Below are 17,770 nucleotides of genomic sequence, written 5' to 3'. Positions count from 1 at the left end.
GTTATACCCGTGCAAAGCGTCGCAATCATTTTGTGTCATTCATTTCCCTGACTTCGATGATCGGGCTCGCCCTTGGCGTGGTCGTGATGATCGTCGTGCTCTCGGTGATGAATGGCTTCGATCATGAGATGCGCACCCGCGTGCTGGGCATGGTGCCCCACGCGACCATCGAATCCACCGAGCCGATCAACGATTGGCAAAGCCTGGCCACCCGCGTCAAGCAGAACCCGCAGGTGACGGCCGTCGCGCCGTTCACCCAGATGCAGGGGCTGCTGACCAATAACGGTCAGGTGTCCAAGGTGCTGCTCAACGCCATCGACCCTGCGCTTGAGCGCAATGTGTCGATCATCGACAACTTCATGAAGCAGGGCAAACTCGACGATTTGACGCCGGGCAGCTTCGGCATCGTGATTGGCGACAAGGCTGCGACCAAGCTAGGCGTGGGCATCGGTGACAAGGTCACTTTCGTCGCGCCGGAGGTCAGCGTGACCCCGGCCGGGATGTTCCCGCGGATGAAGCGCTTCACCGTGGTCGGCATTTTCCATGTCGGCGCCGGCGAACTCGATGGTTATCTGGGCGTCACCAATCTGCAGGACCTGGCGAAAATGCATCGCTGGAAGCCTGATCAGGTGCAAGGCATCCGCCTGAAGTTCGACGATCTGTTCCAGGCACCGCGCGTAGCGTGGAACATCGCCCAGCAGCTTGGCGAAGACCATTATTACGCTCGCGACTGGACCCGCACGCATGGCAATCTGTATCAGGCGATCCGCATGGAAAAAGCCATGATCGGCCTGCTGTTACTGCTGATTGTTGCCGTGGCGGCGTTCAACATCATTTCCACACTGGTGATGGTGGTGAACGACAAGAAGGGCGACATCGCCATTCTGCGCACATTGGGTGCGACGCCGGGCACGATCATGCGCACGTTCATGGTCCAGGGCACGGTCATCGGCGTGGTCGGCACGGCGATTGGCGCAGTGGTCGGGATCTTCGCCGCGCTCAACGTCAGTGCCGCGATCTCCGCCCTCGAAGGGCTGATCGGCCACAAGTTCCTTAATGCTGACGTGTATTTCATTGATTATCTTCCCTCGCAAGTGCAGAGCCAGGACGTTGTCATGGTCTGCGCCGCTGCGTTGGTTCTGAGTTTCCTCGCCACCCTGTACCCAGCCTGGCGTGCCGCGCGCACCCAGCCGGCGGAGGCGCTACGTTATGAGTGAGTCGGGCATGAGTGAAAAAGCAATCTTGAGCTGCCGCAACCTGGGCAAATCCTACGAGGAAGGCCCGGAGTCGGTAGAAGTGCTGGCCGGTCTGCAACTGGAGTTGCACCCGGGCGAGCGAGTGGCGATTGTCGGTACCTCGGGCTCGGGCAAAAGTACCTTGCTCAACCTGCTGGGTGGCCTCGACACGCCGACCAAGGGCAGCGTCTGGCTCGACGGCGAAGAACTGTCGGCGCTGAGCGAGAAGAAGCGTGGCCTGCTGCGTAACCGTTCGCTCGGTTTCGTTTACCAGTTCCACCACTTGCTGCCGGAATTCACCGCGCTGGAAAACGTCTGCATGCCGCTGTTGATCGGCAAGACGCCGATCCCGGAAGCCCGTCAGCGCGCTACCGCGTTGCTCGAGCGAGTAGGTTTGGGCCATCGTCTGGAGCACAAACCGGCGGAACTGTCCGGTGGCGAGCGTCAGCGTGTCGCCATCGCCCGCGCGCTGGTGAACAAGCCAGGCCTGGTGATGCTCGACGAGCCGACCGGCAACCTCGACTCCCACACCGCGCAAGGCATTCAGGATCTGATGCTGGAACTCAGCACCTCGATGCGCACCGCGTTTCTGGTAGTGACCCACGACATGAACCTGGCCCGCCAGATGGACCGCGTCCTGCATTTGCAGGAAGGTTGCCTCACTCCCATCTGATTGGTTGAAACCCGGCGTCTGAAGAGGCGTCGGGTCTTTTATTTTTATACGGTGCCCCAGCGAATGTTCAGACCGTTATCGATCTTTATCGGCACGCGCTATACCCGCGCCAAGCGCCGCAATCGTTTTGTTTCGTTCATTTCGATGACCTCGATGATCGGTCTCGCCCTCGGCGTGCTGGCGATGATCGTGGTGTTGTCGGTGATGAACGGCTTCCAGCGTGAAATGAGCTCGCGCATCCTCGGCATGGTGCCGCACGCGACCATCGTTGGCGTGAAGCCGATCGATGACTGGCAGCCCGTCGCCGCCGCCGCGATGAAAAATCCCGAAGTGACTGCCGCCGTGCCGTTCACCGAAATGGAAGGCATGCTTTCCTACAAAGGCTTGATGCAGCCGATCCAGATCAGCGGCGTCGATCCGGCCCAGGAAGGCAAAGTCTCGATTATCGCCCAGCACATCGTTCAGGGCCGGCTCGATGCCCTGAAACCCGGTGAGTTCGGCGTGGTGATCGGTGAGATTACCGCCCGCCGTTTCCGTCTGAATGTCGGCGACAAAATCACCCTGATCGTGCCGGAAGTCAGCACCGCACCGGGCGGCATCACCCCGCGCATGCAGCGGCTGAACGTAGTGGGTGTGTTCAAGGTTGGTGCGGAACTGGACGGCTCGATGGGCCTGATCCATGTCGCCGATGCGGCGACCATGCAGCACTGGGAACCGAATCAGGTACAGAGCGTGCGTCTGGCGGTGAAAGATCTGTATGCCGCACCGAAAGTCTCCACCGACATCGCCGCCGGCCTCGGCGCCGATTTCAAGGCTGACGACTGGACCCACACCCAGGGCAGCCTGTTCAGTGCGATGAAAATGGAAAAAACCATGATCGGCCTGCTGTTGCTGATGATTGTCGCGGTGGCGGCGTTCAACATCATCGCGACGCTGATCATGGTGGTGAATGACAAGGGCGCGGACATCGCGATTCTGCGCACCATCGGTGCCACGCCGCGGCAGATCATGGCGATCTTCATGGTGCAGGGCACGGTGATCGGGGTTGTCGGCACCTTGATCGGTGGTGTGTTGGGTGTGATCGCGGCGTTGAACGTCAGTGAAATGGTCGGCTGGGTCGAGCGGGTGAGTGGGCAGCACATCTTCAGTTCCGATGTGTATTTCGTCAGTAACTTGCCTTCCGAATTGCAGGGTGGGGATGTGCTGTTGATCTGCTCCGCCGGGTTCATCTTGAGCTTCCTGGCGACGGTGTATCCGGCGTGGCGGGCGGCGAAGATCGAGCCGGCTCACGCCCTGAGATATTCGTAATCGTTTAGACCGCTTTCGCGAGCAGGCTCGCTCCCACAGGGGATTTGTGCACGACGCAGATCCAATGTGGGAGCGAGCCTGCTCGCGAAGGGGCCCGGAACTGCTGGCCTCAATCTCCCTTGGGCAACTCAATCACAAACCGCGTCCATCCAGCTGCTGATTCGCAATGAATCTGCCCACCATGGGCCCGGACTATCGATTGAGTAATCGCCAGCCCCAATCCCGCGTGCTCACTGCTACCTTCCTGTCGCGCCGGATCCGCCCGATAAAACCGATCAAACAAGCGCGGCAACAATTCAGCTGAAATCCCCTCACCACTGTTCTCGACGCAAACCCGCACAGCGTTCGCCTGTTCAACGATCGACACGCGAACGCAGCCCTCAGCCGGGGTAAACCGCAGCGCGTTATCCAGCAGGTTCGACATCGCCCGGCGCAACATGCTGCGATCACCGTCAATGCGGGCACTACCTTCGCGACTCAGCGTCACGTCAGCGTCTTCCGCCAATGGCGCAAAAAACTCCAGCAACACATCGGTCTCATCCGCCAGCTCCAGTGCTTCACGCTTGGGCATCAGCAAACCGTGGTCAGCCTTGGCCAGGTACAGCATGTCGTTGACCAGTTGCGCCATCCATTGCAGCTCTTCGAGGTTGCTGTGCAGCGCTTCGCGGTAGTCTTCGAGCGGTCTTGGGCGGGTGAGGGTGACCTGGGTGTGAGTCAGCAGGTTCGACAGCGGTGTGCGCAGTTCATGGGCGATGTCGGCAGAAAACGCTGACAGTCGCTGAAATGAGTCGTCAAGACGTCCGAGCATGGCGTTGAAGCTGTGGGCCAGTTCCGTAAGCTCTGGCGGCATTTGCGCTTCCGGCAGTCGGGCATTGAGCGATTGCGCGGAAATCCCACGAGCCACTGCACTCATGCGCCGCAGTGGACGCAAACCACTGCGAGCGGCCCAGGCACCCAGTAGCGCGGTGGCCAGTGCTGAAAGCCCGACAGTCAGCCAGATCAGATGCTGCATGCGTTGCAGGAAATGCTGGTGATGGGTGATGTCCAGCAACAGGGTGAGTTGTGGCGAGTCGGGTTTGTCCGGGTAGAGCGGGGCGTTGAGCACACGGTAATCGGTGCCCTCGTCGCTGATGGTCGATAAACCGCTGGTTTGCGGCAGATCGCGTGGTACATGGATCGAGCTGTCGTACCAGCGTTGGCCGTCACCGCCAGTGATGCGCAGTGACAGATCGGCCTGGCGACTGAGTTCATCCGCCAGCCGTGCCTCACTTTCATTGGCCTGAACATCCTGCAGGGCACGCCTCAGGCCGATCAGTTTACCGTCGAGCAATTGCTGGTCGAGCTCAATGAAGTGCGCCTCGCTGGCACGATTGAACAACACCCCGGCAAACAGTGAAACCACGGCGGTGCAAGCGGCGAACAGCAGGGCCAGACGCGAACTCAAAGACAAGCGGCGCATCAGGCTGGACGCTCTTCGAGCACATAACCCATGCCGCGTATGGTGTGGATCAGTTTGTTGGGGAATTCATCATCGACCTTCAGACGCAAACGGCGGATCGCCACTTCAATCACGTTGGTGTCGCTGTCGAAATTCATGTCCCACACCTGCGAAGCGATCAACGACTTTGGCAACACTTCGCCCTGACGGCGCAGGAGCATTTCCAGCAAGGCAAATTCCTTGGCGGTCAGGTCGATGCGCTGACCACTGCGTTCGACCCGGCGGCGGATCAGGTCCAGACGCAAGTCGGCCAGTTGCAGGCTGGTTTCCTGCGGTGTGGCGCTGCCGCGACGTAACAGGCTACGTACCCGGGCCAGTAACTCAGAGAAGGCGAAAGGCTTGACCAGATAGTCGTCGGCGCCGAGTTCGAGGCCGTGAACCCTGTCTTCCACGGCGTCTTTAGCCGTCAGAAACAATACCGGCGTGTCGAGTCCGGCACTGCGCACCGCTTGCAGAATCTGCCAGCCATTGCGTCCGGGTAGCATCACGTCGAGGATCAGCAACGCATAGTCACCGCTCAAGGCCAGTTGCTGACCGCTGTTGCCGTCGGCTACCAGTTCGGTGTTGAAGCCGGCCTCGGTCAGGCCCTGGCGCAGATAATGGCCGGTTTTCGCTTGGTCTTCGACGATCAACAGTTTCATGGGCGACTCGGCTTGATTCGGGGTGCAGGAACGACAGCTTTATACCGTGGGCGAGCGCGATAAGCGCCAAACTGACAAAGTTGTAATCTGCGTGTCAGGTAGATGCCAGCGCAGGCCGGCTAAAGTTTCCCACAGGCTGAACCTTATCTTGTTGGAGTACGACTATGTTTTTGCGCAATCCTTTGGCCGTCGCCGCATGTGTGCTGGCGCTGAGCTCGCCGGTCTGGGCCGGACCTGCGCACACCTACGATTTCGGCCAACCGGCGCCGGCCGCGAAAGCTACGCGCAGCGTCGAGGTGGTGCTGAACGACATGTCGTTCGATCCGAAAGCGATCCAAGTCAAAGCGGGTGAGACCATTCGCTTTGTGCTGGTGAATAAAGGCCAGTTGCTGCACGAATTCAACCTCGGCGACGCGGCAATGCACGCTGCACACCAGCAGGAAATGTTGCAGATGCAGCAAAGCGGCATGCTCACGCCTACCGGCATGAAAGAAATGTCCCACGACATGGCGGGCATGGATCACGCTGCGATGGGCCATGGCATGAAGCATGACGATCCCAACAGTGTGCTGGTCGAGCCGGGCAAAACCGCCGAGCTGACCTGGACCTTCAGCAAGGCCACCAGTCTGGAATTTGCCTGCAATATCCCCGGACATTATCAGGCCGGCATGGTCGGCAAACTGACTGTCAGTCAGTAAGCACTCAAAGGCGCGAGCAAAGGCTGGTAGAATCCGCTGATTCTTCAGTCAGGTTTCCGCCATGCATCCCGCAGCCGAACATTCGCCGCTGGGCAAATCCAGCGAATACATCGCCACGTACACGCCGTCCCTGCTGTTCCCGATTCCGCGTACCGCGAAATGGGCCGAGTTGGGCCTGACCGCCGAAACCCTGCCGTATAAAGGTGTGGATTTTTGGAACTGCTTCGAGTTGTCGTGGCTGTTGCCGTCGGGCAAACCGGTGGTGGCGATCGGTGAATTCAGCATTCCAGCGGATTCGCCGAACATCATCGAATCGAAGTCGTTCAAGCTGTACCTGAACTCGCTGAATCAGACGGCGTTTGCCGATATCGCGACGCTGGAAGCGACACTGGTAAAAGACCTGTCTGCCGCTGCCGGCAAGCCGGTGGGCGTGCGGGTTCGCAGCCTGAAAGACGTTGAAGCGGAAGGTGTCGTGGCGCTGCCTGGCGTGTGCATTGACGATCTGGATATCAGCGTCAGCAACTACGAGCATCCGCGTCCGGAACTGCTGCGCTGTGATGATTCGCGCATTGTCGAGGAGAGCGTGCACAGCCATTTGCTCAAATCCAATTGCCCTGTGACCAGCCAGCCCGATTGGGGCAGTGTGGTGGTGGAATATCGCGGCTCGGCGCTGGATCATGCCAGTTTGCTGGAATATATCGTCAGCTTCCGCCAGCATTCGGACTTCCATGAGCAGTGCGTGGAGCGGATCTTTCTTGATCTGCAACGGTTGCTGAAACCGGAGAAGTTGACGGTGTTTGCACGTTACGTGCGTCGCGGTGGGTTGGACATCAACCCGTATCGCAGCACCGAGAGCGTACAGCTGCCGAACCACAGACTTGTGCGTCAATAAATAACCGGGGTGTGAAATACCTAATGTGGGAGCGAGCCTGCTCGCGAAAGCGGCGGGTCAGCTGACATCATTTTTTAATGACACACCGCATTCGCGAGCAGGCTCGCTCCCACAGGGGGCTGCGTTGCAAATCGTGGAAATGAAAAAGCCCTGCCAGTGATGGCAGGGCTTTTTCGTGGGGCAGGGAATCAGATCCCCATGCTGCCCAGCGCGTTGACGATGTTGCGCAGGGTGCCGGCAATGGCCGGGTGTTCGAGTTCGAAGCGATCAACGGCCAGATTCACGCCATCGGCAATGCTGGCGTCTTGAGTCGCGCTCTCCAGTTTGATTTCGGATTCAATCTGCGCCATCAACGCATGCAGATCTTCACGTTCGGCTTCCGACAGCGGCGGATTCTGCTCCAGCTGCTCGCGCAGGGTATCGAGCTGTTTTTGCAGTTCTTGGGCGGGCATGGTGTTTTCCTTTTATCGAGAGGCACTGGCATTGACCGCAGCCGCGCGCCAAAGGTCTATGGCTGACCTTTAGATTAATCCACTCTCGTACAACCTGCATGATCCCGATCAGGGCTTTTCGCCTTTTAGACGGCGCAAGCTGATGTCGGCCAGACAGGTTTCGAGCTCGCCCAGATGATCGATCACCGAGTGCACGCCAAGGCCGAATAACTGCATCGTCGCCTTGCCGCGCAGTTGCTCGCGTTCTTTCTGGCTCAGGGCCTGCCACTCGCTTGGCGCCAGACCGCAGAGCGAACCGCAGGACGCCAGGCCGATTGTCCATAACCCGGCATTGAGCCCCGATTGCAACAGGCGCGGTTCGCCGCTGACCAGAACGCAACCGTCGAGGCTGCCGACGTTCAAGTCCATCAGCGCCTGCCAGCACGCGTTGGGAGCGGGCCATGGATTAATTGTTGCCGAATATTGCGCAGGTTTGATCCACGCCGGCAAAGTCGCCGACAGCGGCAGTGCAAGGGCAGGGGCCAGCTCATCGATCCAAGCGCAGGGAATCTGCTGACGCTGCAAGCTATGCAAGCTGTCGAGTGCGCCCGGCGTGGCTTCGGCATGTTCCGGCAGGGAAGTGGCCTGTTGCCGGGCACGAGCACCGAAATCCACCAGGCAGCCACTGAGGCCGAACAACACAGCGGTCAGGCCGGGGGCGGCGAGGGGCAAGGTTTCGGCATGTGACATGGCAGCGTCCCTGAAATAACAATCAGGCTAGGGCTTGCCGGTGACAGTTGGATGACAGCTGTGTGAAGGGCCTCCCGGGAAATGTCCTACAGGCCACATCATTCGTGGACTGCCCAAAAGGTCTTTTACGCTTATACTAGCGCTCTTAACGCCCAGGCCCTGATGCCCGCGCCAGTACAAATCCAAGGAGTTTTTCTATGCGCTGGAGCAATCCGCTCGCTCAGCTAAGTGTATGTGCCGGCCTGTTGCTGGCTCCGTTCGCCACTCCAGCGGCAACGGAAGAAGACCCTTGGGAAAGCGTCAACCGTCCGATCTTCCAGTTCAACGACTTCGTCGATACCTACGCGCTGAAGCCTCTGGCGCAGGGTTATGAGTTCGTGACCCCGCAGTTTCTCGAAGACGGCATCCACAACATGTTCCGCAACGTCGGTGATGTCACCAACCTGGCGAACAACATTCTGCAAGCCAAACCGGCTGCGGCTGGCGTCGACACCGCACGCCTGATCTTCAACACCACGTTCGGCCTGCTCGGCTTCTTCGATGTCGGCACCAAAATGGGCCTCAACCGTAGCGATGAAGACTTCGGCCAGACCCTCGGTTACTGGGGCGTGGGCAGCGGTCCATACGTGATGCTGCCACTGCTCGGCCCAAGCACCCTGCGTGATGCGCCGTCGAAATACGTCGACAGCTACACCGGTCCATACCGCTACATCAATGACGTGCCGGTGCGTAACTCGGTGTTCGGCCTGAACATCGTCGACACCCGCGCCAGCCTGCTGTCGAGCGAGAAGCTGATCAGCGGCGACAAATACACCTTCATCCGCAACGCCTACTTGCAGAACCGCGAGTTCAAGGTAAAAGACGGCCAGGTCGAAGACGATTTTTAATCTCGACCGGTAAACATAAAGGCGACCTCAGGGTCGCCTTTTTTGTGAGTAGCTATTTCATCTTCAGAATGCTCAGACCGAGCTTCTGGCTGTTGCCATCCTGAGCCTTGACCCACACCACTTCGGTCTCGGCTTCCAGGCCGCTGAGGGCCGCATGGTCGGAATCGATGCGTACGCTCAATCGGTCGCCAACCGCGAACTGGCGCGGTGCTTCGACCTGCATGCCACTGCTGGAGAGGTCGATGCACACCGCGGAAACCTCATCACCTTCATGAATCAACACGACATCGGCATCGACCCGCATGCGGATGAAATCGCGTTTTTCGCTGTAGTCCCGACCGGTTTGACTCATGGTTTCGTCCTTCCATTGGGTTACGGTTTGAGCTGTTCTTATAACTCTCGGTGATTTGACAAGTAAAGTCGTCAAGCGACCATCGGCGCATGCTTGAAACGCCCCGCGGATGGGAGTACCGTCTGCGCCTTAGAAGGGCACCTCTGGTGCAACCGTGTACGGAGCCAACGCTCGAAAGCGGTGCAACAGAGAGGCTAGAAAGCGAATCCAGTAGTCAGTGCAGGGCCTGTAGCCCCAGCCAACTACGCCAACCTAATTCTGGCGCCGTTTGCCCACATGCCAAAAACCAGTGCCACGCTGCTGATAATCGATGATGACGAAGTAGTGCGCGCGAGCCTCGCGGCCTATTTGGAAGACAGTGGTTTCAGCGTCCTGCAGGCCAGCAACGGCCAACAGGGTCTTCAGGTATTCGAGCAAGACAAGCCCGACTTGGTCATCTGCGATCTGCGCATGCCGCAGATGGGCGGTCTCGAACTCATCCGTCAGGTCACCGAGCTGTCGCCGCAAACCCCGGTGATCGTGGTTTCGGGTGCTGGCGTGATGAACGACGCGGTCGAGGCGCTGCGCCTGGGCGCGGCGGATTACCTGATCAAGCCTCTCGAAGATCTGGCTGTGCTCGAGCACTCCGTGCGCCGGGCCCTGGATCGTGCGCGTCTGCTGCTGGAAAACCAGCGCTACCGCGAGAAGCTGGAAAAGGCCAACCGTGAGCTTGAAGCCAGCCTGAACCTGCTCCAGGAAGACCAGAACGCCGGTCGCCAGGTGCAGATGAACATGTTGCCGGAAAGCCCGTGGAGCATTGACGAGTTCAAGTTTGCCCACCAGATCATCCCGTCGTTGTACCTGTCGGGTGATTTTGTCGACTATTTCCGTGTCGACGAGCGCCGGGTTGCGTTTTATCTGGCGGACGTATCAGGCCATGGTGCCTCTTCAGCCTTCGTCACCGTGCTGTTGAAGTTCATGACCACGCGCTTGCTGTTCGAATCCAAGCGCAACGGCACATTGCCGGAATTCAAGCCTTCGGAAGTTCTTGGTCATATCAACCGGGGGCTGATCAGTTGTAAGCTGGGTAAACACGTCACAATGGTCGGTGGAGTCATCGACGAGGAGACCGGTTTGTTGACCTATAGCATCGGCGGACATCTGCCGTTGCCAGTGTTGTACACACCTGACAGTGTTCGATATCTCGAAGGCCGTGGTCTGCCGGTGGGGCTTTTCAATGAAGCCACCTACGAAGACCACGTGCTTGAGCTGCCACCGACCTTCAGCCTGACGCTGATGTCTGATGGCATTCTGGATCTTTTGCCAGAACCTACGCTCAAAGAAAAAGAAGCCGCTTTGCCCCAGCGGGTGAAGTCAGCGGGCGGCAGCCTGGATGGTCTGCGGCAAGTGTTTGGATTGGCCACGCTAGGGGAGATGCCGGATGATATCGCCCTGTTGGTGTTGAGCAGGAATCTTTAATGAGTACCGGTAGAATCCAGTTCGCCGAGCAGGATGGCACCTTCGTCCTGAAGTTCGTCGGTGAAGTTCGCCTGACCCTGTGTTCGGCGTTGGATGCGACTATTGAGAAAATCTTCACCGCGCTGAATTTCAACGCGATCGTGATCGATTTGACCGAAACCCGCAGCATCGACAGCACCACGCTGGGCCTGTTGGCCAAACTGTCGATCCTGTCGCGGCAGAAGGTCGGCCTGCTGCCGACCGTCGTCACCACCCACGATGACATCACCCGTCTGCTGCAATCGATGGGCTTCGAGCAGGTGTTCAACATCGTCAACCATCCCGTGCCGTGCCCGGAATGCCTGGACGACCTGCCTGATCAGGACCAGTCGGAAGAAGTGGTGCGGATCAAGGTGCTGGAAGCGCACAAGATCCTAATGGGGTTGAACGATTCCAATCGTGAAGCCTTCCATGACTTGGTCAATGCCCTCGAAAGGCACTGATGGCCCTGTGGCGAGGGAGCTTGCTCCCGCTGGGCTGCGAAGCGGCCCAAAAATTGGCTACACGGTTTTTTCAGACAGATTGCATTGGCAGGGTTTGTGACTGCTGCGCAGCCAAGCGGGAGCAAGCTCCCTCGCCACAGGTGATCATCTGACTCAATTCATCACCTGCAACACTTGGCTGTTACTGAGCAGCATAAAAAAAGGGCGAACCCAATCGGGTTCGCCCTTTTTTGCATGTCGCTAACTCAAATCACAGCTTGGCCTGCAACAGCGCCTCAAGCTTCTCCTGGTCACGGGCAAACTGACGAATGCCTTCCGCCAGTTTCTCGGTGGCCATCGCGTCTTCGTTGGACAGCCAGCGGAACTGCGCTTCGTTCAAGCTGAGGCGCGCTTCACCGGCATGACCTGGCGCCAGTTTGCGCTCCAGTTTGCCTGTGTCCGCCGCCAGCTTGTCGATCAGGTCCGGGCTGATGGTCAGGCGATCACAGCCGGCCAGTTGCTCGATCTGGTTCAGATTGCGGAAGCTCGCGCCCATGACCACGGTCTTGTAGTCATTGGCCTTGTAGTAGTTGTAGATGCGCGTCACCGACTGCACGCCCGGATCATCGGCGCCGGTGTAGTCGTTGCCGTTGGCCTTCTTGTACCAGTCGTAGATACGGCCCACGAACGGCGAGATCAGGAATACGCCGGCATCGGCGCAGGCCGCTGCTTGTGCGAAGGAGAACAGCAGCGTCAGGTTGGTCTGGATGCCTTCCTTCTCCAGCACTTCGGCAGCGCGAATGCCTTCCCAGGTCGAGGCGATCTTGATCAGTACACGGTCGCGGCCAATGCCGGCCTTGTCATACAGCTCGATCAGGCGATGCGCACGCTTGAGCACTGCGTCTTTGTCGAACGACAGGCGCGCATCCACTTCGGTGGAAATGCGGCCCGGGATCACTTTGAGGATTTCCTGACCCACGGCGACGCCAAAACGGTCGCTGGCCAGGCCAACATCGCCCTTGCAGTCGCTGACGCAGGCGTTCAGCAGCTCGGCGTAAGCAGGAATGGCCGCGGCTTTGAGCAGCAGCGAAGGGTTGGTGGTGGCGTCGACCGGTTTGACGCGGGCGATCGCTTCGAAGTCGCCAGTGTCGGCAACCACGGTGGTCATCTGTTTGAGTTGTTCCAGCTTGGAAGTCATGTGTGTGCTCTGTCCTGTGGGTTTGACGACATTACCCGAGCGCTGACAGCCACTCAAGGGCGCGTACGTGTATCGATAGCCCTCGCGGCAACAACCTGAAAACGATTGTTTGAATGGTGGGGCGCAGTATCGATGAATACGATGCCAAAACCGCTCACAGGTTCAAAGCAACTGACCTGCGTACAGGTCAGTTGCGCACGGATTACTGGGCATTCAATTGAGTTTCGGCGGCCATTTTTGCAGGTTTCGGTTGGCCGTCAGCGGTTAGCAGGCCGAAGTTCTTCTCGCGCTCGTTACTGCCCGAGTCACTGTTTCGCCATTCATAGAGTGATGTCAGGGGGATGTTGAGTTTTTTCACATCGGCGATAAAGGCGCCGACTTTGCTAGCCTGGCCGTCGTTGCCGCCATTGGAACTGAGGGCCGATATGCCCCATTCGCTGATGACCCCCGGCAGATGGAAGTTCTGCTGAATAAACGCCTGTGCGTTGCTGATCTGCGCCGCCGTCATGCCGTAAGGGTGGTAGGAAACCGCGCTCAGGCATTTAGGGTATTCGCTGACGATGCGACTGAGCGCCACGGTTGAAGCGGAGCCAGCAGTGGGTGGCCGGGCGAAACCGTAGCCGAGCAGCGGCGTTGACTGCGCTGTGCCCTGCAATGATTTGCACACGGCGCTCATGAATGGCACGAACGTAGTGTCGAAATTACGCGTCGGCCAGTAGGTTTCAAGATCCGGCTCGTTCCAGATCTCGATCGCCACCAGTTGCGTGCTGTAGGACTTTTCCAGACCTGAGAGTGCATTGGCAAAGGATTCGCCGGCTGTCGCCAGGTCACTGGGTGAGGTGGCGGGCAAAGGCTTGATGGCGCGCACCGTCAGCAAAACCGGCAAGCCAGCGGATCTGGCCGCCGCGAAGGCCTCGCTGACCTGCTGTTGATAGGCTTTGGCGCTGAGACTGTCGCTCCACACGCCGAAGCGCACAAAGCTGAACCCGGCGGCTTTTATATGCGCGGCGTCCTCGGCGGTGAAGTTCTGGATCTTCACCTGGACACCGAAGGTCTTGGCGGGAAGGTTGGGGAAGAGTTCACTGGCGTGAACTTGAGTGATGGCACTGAGTGCCAGCAACGCACAGGCGAGCCGTTTGAGATGTGCTGATTTCATGTCTGTTCTCCCGATGGGAATGACAACGGCGAATAGTTATCTCGTTACATAAATTACGAAACTAACAATGGCACTAAGTGCGTGAATGTTATTTTTTGTCAGGAAGTCAGCGCCTGAAAATCACAGTTATTTTTGGTCCGCTAATTCTGGTTGGGGCGCTTTTACCTGTGTGGTACTAAATACGCTGGTACTAACAGGGTTAATCTATTTCTGAGTGCAGGAAGATCCAGTGGGTTCATTAAAAAGCCGTGCTGGATGTTGGCAGTTTGATATTACACAGGAAAGTAAACCTTGTTCAAAAAGATCCTTGTCGTCTGCGTCGGCAATATATGCCGAAGTCCGACAGCAGAACTTCTGTTGCGCAACGCGCTGGCCCCGGCAGAGATCTCGGTGACCTCCGCAGGCCTCTCGGCGCGTGTCGGCGAAGGCGTGGAGGCGTCGGCCCGGCAGGTTCTGGAAGACCACGGGCATAATCCCGACGGCTTCAAGGCGCGGCAATTGACACCCGATATCGTCAATGAATCAGACCTGATTCTGGTCATGGAAAAACAACACGTTAATCAAGTATTGAAGATTGCCTCTCACGCGCGGGGCAAAGTGTTCTTGCTCGGCAAGTGGCAGAGCGAGCGAGAAATACAAGATCCCTATCGTCAAGGCAAGGCCGCTTTTATTCATGCCCATGCATTGATTGAAGATGCTGTCAGCGCATGGGCGCAACGTCTCGCACGTTGATGAATATTCTTCAGATCAGTGAATGGTAAGAACAGACTTATGCAGTTACCGTCAGTAATCGCCAACCGTGATAACGATCAAGACAGTATTGATCTGCTCGGCATATTCGGCAGTTTGATTGACCAGAAATGGTTGATCGGTGCGTTTACCGGTGCCTTTATGGCCGCCGGCGTTGCCTATGCAGTGTTGGCCACGCCCGTGTACCTGGCGAACGCGCTGGTTCAGGTTGAACCGAAAAAGAACGACATGCTCGGTTTTTCCGATCTCAACAGCATGCTCGGTGGGCAATCGCCGTCGGTGACCGAAATCGGCATCATCAAGTCCCGTGCGGTGATCGGCAAAACCGTCGATGACTTGCGTCTGGATATCGACGTCACGCCAAACACCTTCCCGGTGATCGGCGGTTTTCTCGCCCGTCGTTATCGTGGCGAGACCGAGTTCAGCGTTGCGCCGCCACGTTTTGGCCTGAACAGCTATGCGTGGGGCGGCGAGCGTGTCGAGATCACCCGGCTCGACCTGCCGAAAGAACTGCTCGGCAAGAAACTCACGCTGGTCGCTGGCGAACAGCATCACTTCCAGTTGCTCGATGAAAACGACAACGTGCTGGTCGACGGTGTCACCGGTGAAGCCTTCGCGCAAGATGGCTTAGAAGGGCTGATCGCACAGCTTTCGGCCAACCCTGGTACTCGTTTTGAGGTGGTGCGCAATCCACGCATCGTGACGATTCAGGGCTACCAGGATGCGCTGGATATTTCCGAGCAAGGCAAGGAGTCGGGGATTATTCGCCTCGCGCTGGCCAGCTCCGACGCCGCTGAGGCGGTGAAGATTCTCAACAAAATCGCAGCGCTGTACGTGGAACAAAACGTCCGTCGCACTTCGGCAGAAGCCGCGCAGAGTCTGGCTTTCCTGCAAAGCCAGTTACCGCAGGTCAAACGTGATCTGGCCAAGGCCAGCGACGCGCTCAATGCCTACCAGACTCACGGCAAGACCGTGAACATCTCCCTGGAAACCCAATCGGTACTCGGTCAGTCCGTAGCGCTAGAAACGCGGATTTCCGAGCTGAAAATGCAACAAGCGGAGATGGATCGTAAATTCACCAAACAACATCCGGCCTATCGCGCATTGATGAGCCAGATCGGCGAGCTGACCCAGCAACAGAAGTCGCTGGAAGGCAAAGTCCAGGACCTGCCGGCCACGCAGCAAGAATTGCTCAACCTGACACGCGATGTTGAAGTCGCTTCGCAGATCTACACGCAACTGCTGAACAAGTCTCAGGAACTCGACATCGTCCGTGCCGGTGCTGTCGGCAACGTGCGCCTGGTCGATACGGCGGATGTCGACCTGACCAGTCCGGTCAAACCGAAAAAAGCCCTGATTGTGCTGATTGCGACCTTCCTCGGTGGGTTCCTCGGTGTGGCTCTGGTGTTGTTGCGTAAATCCCTCAGTCGCGGTCTGGAAGGGCCGGAAGCTATCGAGCAGCTCGGTTTGCCGGTGTACGCTTCGATTCCTTACAGCGCACTGCAACAGGAAGAGGACGGCAAAAAAGGTCGCGCCCGCGATGGCGTGGACAAACCGGCGTACCTGTTGGCGTTGCGCAACCCGACGGATCTATCCATCGAATCGATCCGCAGCCTGCGCACCTGCCTGCACTTCGCCGCACTAGACTCGACTAACAACCGCATCATGATTTCCGGGCCGAGCCCACAGGTCGGCAAGACGTTCGTGTCCTCCAACCTCGCTGCGGTGATGGCGCAAAGTGGTCAGCGCGTGGTGCTGATCGATGCCGACATGCGCAAGGGCCATCTGCACAAGACCTTGAACACGCCGATCAGCAATGGTCTGTCGGACCTGTTGGTCAAGCGCTGCAGCATCGAACAGGCGATCAACCAGGTGGATGGCGCCAACCTGCATTTCATCAGCCGTGGCCAGGTGCCGCCCAATCCTTCCGAACTGCTGATGCACGCCAACTTCCGCGAACTGCTGGCAGAACTCAGCAAGTTGTACGACGTGGTGATCATCGATACGCCGCCACTGCTGGCGGTGACCGACGCGGCGATTGTCGGCCGTGAAGCCGGCATCAGCCTGATCGTCACGCGTTTCGGGGTGAACCCGGCCAAAGAGATCGAACTGACCATTCGCCGCTTTGCGCAGAACGGCATCGAGCTCAAAGGCGCGGTGTTCAACGGCGTCGAGAAGCGCGCAGCCAGTTATTACGGCAATGGCGGCTACGGCTATTACAACTACGAATACGCCTCCGACAAGTCCTGAGTCAGCGATCGTTCTTACATGTTTGAAGTGGGTGAGTTGTGAAAAAAATACTGCACGTGGCTGAAACGATCAAAGGTGGCGTCGCGACGGTGATCCGCACGATTTCGACGTCACCCGAAGACGACGCTGCCAACTATCAGCTGGTCTATCTGGTCCCGCAGGATCAGGAAAAAGAACTGCACGGCATCCCCGCGCAGCAGATCCGCACTTTCGCCAGAACCGGGCGCAATGTGCCGTCGCTGCTGCGCTTTGCCTGGCGCCTGGCCCAGGTGATGCTCAAGGAAAAACCCGATGTGGTGCATCTGCACAGCACTTTTTCCGGGGTGATCGGCCGTTGCGTGTGCGTGCTGTTGCGACCGTGGCGCAAGCCGAAAATCGTCTACTGCCCGCATGCCTTTTCGTTCTTGATGGAAAGCTCGCCGACCAAGCAGAAAGTCTATGCGTGGATCGAGCGCGTCTTGCAGAAAGTCACCGACGTGATCATTTGCGTCAGCCAGTACGAGCTCGACAAAGCCGCGAAGTTTGGCATCGAGCGCAAGCGCATGAAGCTGATCTACAACGGCATTCATCGCAAGGAAGACGCGCCGAAAGCCAACACACCCGAGCCGATTCATCTGCTCTTTGTCGGCCGTCTCGACTACCAGAAAGGCTTCGATGTGCTGCTCAAGGCCTTCGCCAACGTGCAGCGCAACGACCTCAAGCTGACGGTGGTTGGCAGTGCGGTCAACGAGGATGCGGTCGAGTGCCCGCCAATGGACGCCGTCGAATACCTGCCGTGGGTTACGCCGACCGAAGTGCACGCGCTGTATCAACAGGCCGATGCGCTGATTGTCCCGAGTCGCTGGGAAGGCTTTGCGATGGTGCCGCTGGAAGGCATGGCCATGGGCTTGCCGGTGATCGCAAGCAATTGCACGTCACTGCCCGAGCTGGTCACTGACGAAGTGTCCGGTTACGTCTTTCCCTCCGGTGATCACCAGGCCTTGGCCGATGTGCTGGCGAAAATCCAGAAGCCGCGCTTGCTCGACCTCGGCAACGAAGGTCGCAGCATCGTCCGCGAACGCTTCAGCGCTGCCCTGATGATCCGCCAGACCTACGACCTGTATTGCGCTCCCACTTATTAAGTAGAACTCAA

Annotated in this window: 18 protein-coding genes and 1 pseudogene; 12 read left to right on the top strand and 7 right to left on the bottom strand. The window is 58.3% G+C overall.

Features of this window, described 5'->3' with window-relative positions; all coding sequences use genetic code 11:
* From ACIOWE_RS03570 to ACIOWE_RS03560, 3 genes are all read left to right on the top strand, one after another.
* On the top strand, positions 1-1,217 hold a 1,217-nt coding region (locus ACIOWE_RS03570), incomplete at its 5' end, for a lipoprotein-releasing ABC transporter permease subunit (RefSeq protein ID WP_401387436.1).
* A 7-nt stretch (positions 1,218-1,224) separates the two neighbouring features.
* Entirely contained in the window at positions 1,225-1,908 is a 684-nt protein-coding gene (gene lolD / locus ACIOWE_RS03565; protein WP_169844077.1) for a lipoprotein-releasing ABC transporter ATP-binding protein LolD, read from the top strand.
* Between the two features lie 63 nt (positions 1,909-1,971).
* Positions 1,972-3,216, top strand: coding sequence for a lipoprotein-releasing ABC transporter permease subunit (locus ACIOWE_RS03560; RefSeq protein ID WP_401387433.1), 1,245 nt, complete (start codon positions 1,972-1,974; stop codon positions 3,214-3,216).
* Positions 3,217-3,325: 109 nt separating this feature from the next.
* Here the strand turns inward: ACIOWE_RS03560 and ACIOWE_RS03555 are convergent, their stop codons facing one another.
* Entirely contained in the window at positions 3,326-4,675 is a 1,350-nt protein-coding gene (locus ACIOWE_RS03555; RefSeq protein ID WP_401387430.1) for a heavy metal sensor histidine kinase, read from the bottom strand.
* Entirely contained in the window at positions 4,675-5,355 is a 681-nt protein-coding gene (locus ACIOWE_RS03550) for a heavy metal response regulator transcription factor (protein ID WP_401387427.1), read from the bottom strand. Before ACIOWE_RS03550 ends, ACIOWE_RS03555 begins: the two co-directional genes overlap by 1 nt.
* Positions 5,356-5,519: 164 nt before the next feature.
* Between ACIOWE_RS03550 and ACIOWE_RS03545 the strand changes: the two genes are divergently transcribed.
* The 3 genes and pseudogenes from ACIOWE_RS03545 to ACIOWE_RS03535 form a co-directional block, all read left to right on the top strand.
* A complete protein-coding gene (locus ACIOWE_RS03545; RefSeq protein ID WP_201237468.1) occupies positions 5,520-6,053 on the top strand; it encodes a plastocyanin/azurin family copper-binding protein in 534 nt (177 codons plus the stop codon).
* A 61-nt stretch (positions 6,054-6,114) separates the two neighbouring features.
* Positions 6,115-6,945 carry an NADPH-dependent 7-cyano-7-deazaguanine reductase QueF gene (gene queF, locus ACIOWE_RS03540; RefSeq protein WP_103305084.1) on the top strand — a complete coding sequence of 277 codons (831 nt, stop codon included), beginning with the start codon at positions 6,115-6,117 and terminating at the stop codon, positions 6,943-6,945.
* Positions 6,946-6,961: 16 nt separating this feature from the next.
* Positions 6,962-7,060 (top strand): annotated as a pseudogene (locus ACIOWE_RS03535) (metal ABC transporter ATP-binding protein); the annotation flags it as partial.
* 73 nt (positions 7,061-7,133) lie between these two features.
* Here the strand turns inward: ACIOWE_RS03535 and ACIOWE_RS03530 are convergent.
* Both ACIOWE_RS03530 and ACIOWE_RS03525 read right to left on the bottom strand, forming a co-directional pair.
* Positions 7,134-7,397 carry a DUF4404 family protein gene (locus tag ACIOWE_RS03530; protein WP_083368391.1) on the bottom strand — a complete coding sequence of 88 codons (264 nt, stop codon included), beginning with the start codon at positions 7,395-7,397 and terminating at the stop codon, positions 7,134-7,136.
* A 108-nt stretch (positions 7,398-7,505) separates the two neighbouring features.
* Complete coding sequence (locus ACIOWE_RS03525) at positions 7,506-8,126, bottom strand: HAD family phosphatase (RefSeq protein ID WP_401387423.1); 621 nt, start codon at positions 8,124-8,126, stop codon at positions 7,506-7,508.
* 197 nt (positions 8,127-8,323) lie between these two features.
* On the opposite strand from ACIOWE_RS03525, the gene ACIOWE_RS03520 reads away from it, so the two are divergent.
* Complete coding sequence (locus ACIOWE_RS03520; protein ID WP_401387420.1) at positions 8,324-9,013, top strand: VacJ family lipoprotein; 690 nt, start codon at positions 8,324-8,326, stop codon at positions 9,011-9,013.
* 52 nt (positions 9,014-9,065) lie between these two features.
* On the opposite strand, the gene ACIOWE_RS03515 is transcribed toward ACIOWE_RS03520, so the two are convergent.
* The gene (locus tag ACIOWE_RS03515) at positions 9,066-9,365 is read right to left on the bottom strand and encodes a PilZ domain-containing protein (protein WP_401387417.1); all 300 of its coding nucleotides are present in this window, start codon (positions 9,363-9,365) and stop codon (positions 9,066-9,068) included.
* 276 nt (positions 9,366-9,641) lie between these two features.
* On the opposite strand from ACIOWE_RS03515, the gene rssB reads away from it, so the two are divergent.
* The gene (gene rssB, locus ACIOWE_RS03510; RefSeq protein ID WP_047302218.1) at positions 9,642-10,823 is read left to right on the top strand and encodes a two-component system response regulator RssB; all 1,182 of its coding nucleotides are present in this window, start codon (positions 9,642-9,644) and stop codon (positions 10,821-10,823) included.
* On the top strand, positions 10,823-11,305 hold the full coding sequence (gene rssC, locus ACIOWE_RS03505) for an anti-sigma factor antagonist RssC (RefSeq protein WP_042560140.1): 483 nt from the start codon (positions 10,823-10,825) through the stop codon (positions 11,303-11,305). Before rssB ends, rssC begins: the two co-directional genes overlap by 1 nt.
* Before the next feature lie 250 nt (positions 11,306-11,555).
* On the opposite strand, the gene tal is transcribed toward rssC, so the two are convergent.
* Positions 11,556-12,482 carry a transaldolase gene (gene tal, locus ACIOWE_RS03500; protein ID WP_201237474.1) on the bottom strand — a complete coding sequence of 309 codons (927 nt, stop codon included), beginning with the start codon at positions 12,480-12,482 and terminating at the stop codon, positions 11,556-11,558.
* A gap of 202 nt (positions 12,483-12,684) precedes the next feature.
* Positions 12,685-13,638: a glycosyl hydrolase family 5 gene (locus tag ACIOWE_RS03495; protein ID WP_401387414.1), complete on the bottom strand. Its 954-nt coding sequence runs from the start codon at positions 13,636-13,638 to the stop codon at positions 12,685-12,687.
* 291 nt (positions 13,639-13,929) lie between these two features.
* Here ACIOWE_RS03495 and ACIOWE_RS03490 point away from each other — a divergent pair, with 291 nt between their 5' ends.
* The 3 genes from ACIOWE_RS03490 to ACIOWE_RS03480 are packed head-to-tail and all read left to right on the top strand — an operon-like array spanning position 13,930 to position 17,759.
* A complete protein-coding gene (locus tag ACIOWE_RS03490; protein WP_401387411.1) occupies positions 13,930-14,370 on the top strand; it encodes a low molecular weight protein-tyrosine-phosphatase in 441 nt (146 codons plus the stop codon).
* Between the two features lie 39 nt (positions 14,371-14,409).
* Positions 14,410-16,638, top strand: coding sequence for a polysaccharide biosynthesis tyrosine autokinase (locus ACIOWE_RS03485; RefSeq protein WP_401387408.1), 2,229 nt, complete (start codon positions 14,410-14,412; stop codon positions 16,636-16,638).
* A gap of 38 nt (positions 16,639-16,676) precedes the next feature.
* Entirely contained in the window at positions 16,677-17,759 is a 1,083-nt protein-coding gene (locus ACIOWE_RS03480; RefSeq protein ID WP_401387405.1) for a glycosyltransferase, read from the top strand.
* Positions 17,760-17,770: the final 11 nt, after the last annotated feature.

The sequence above is a fragment of the Pseudomonas sp. NPDC087598 genome (assembly GCF_044743525.1).
Lineage (GTDB): Bacteria > Pseudomonadota > Gammaproteobacteria > Pseudomonadales > Pseudomonadaceae > Aquipseudomonas.
Note: the sequence above shows the minus strand (reverse complement) of the source record. Positions and strands in the feature narration are given on the sequence as shown.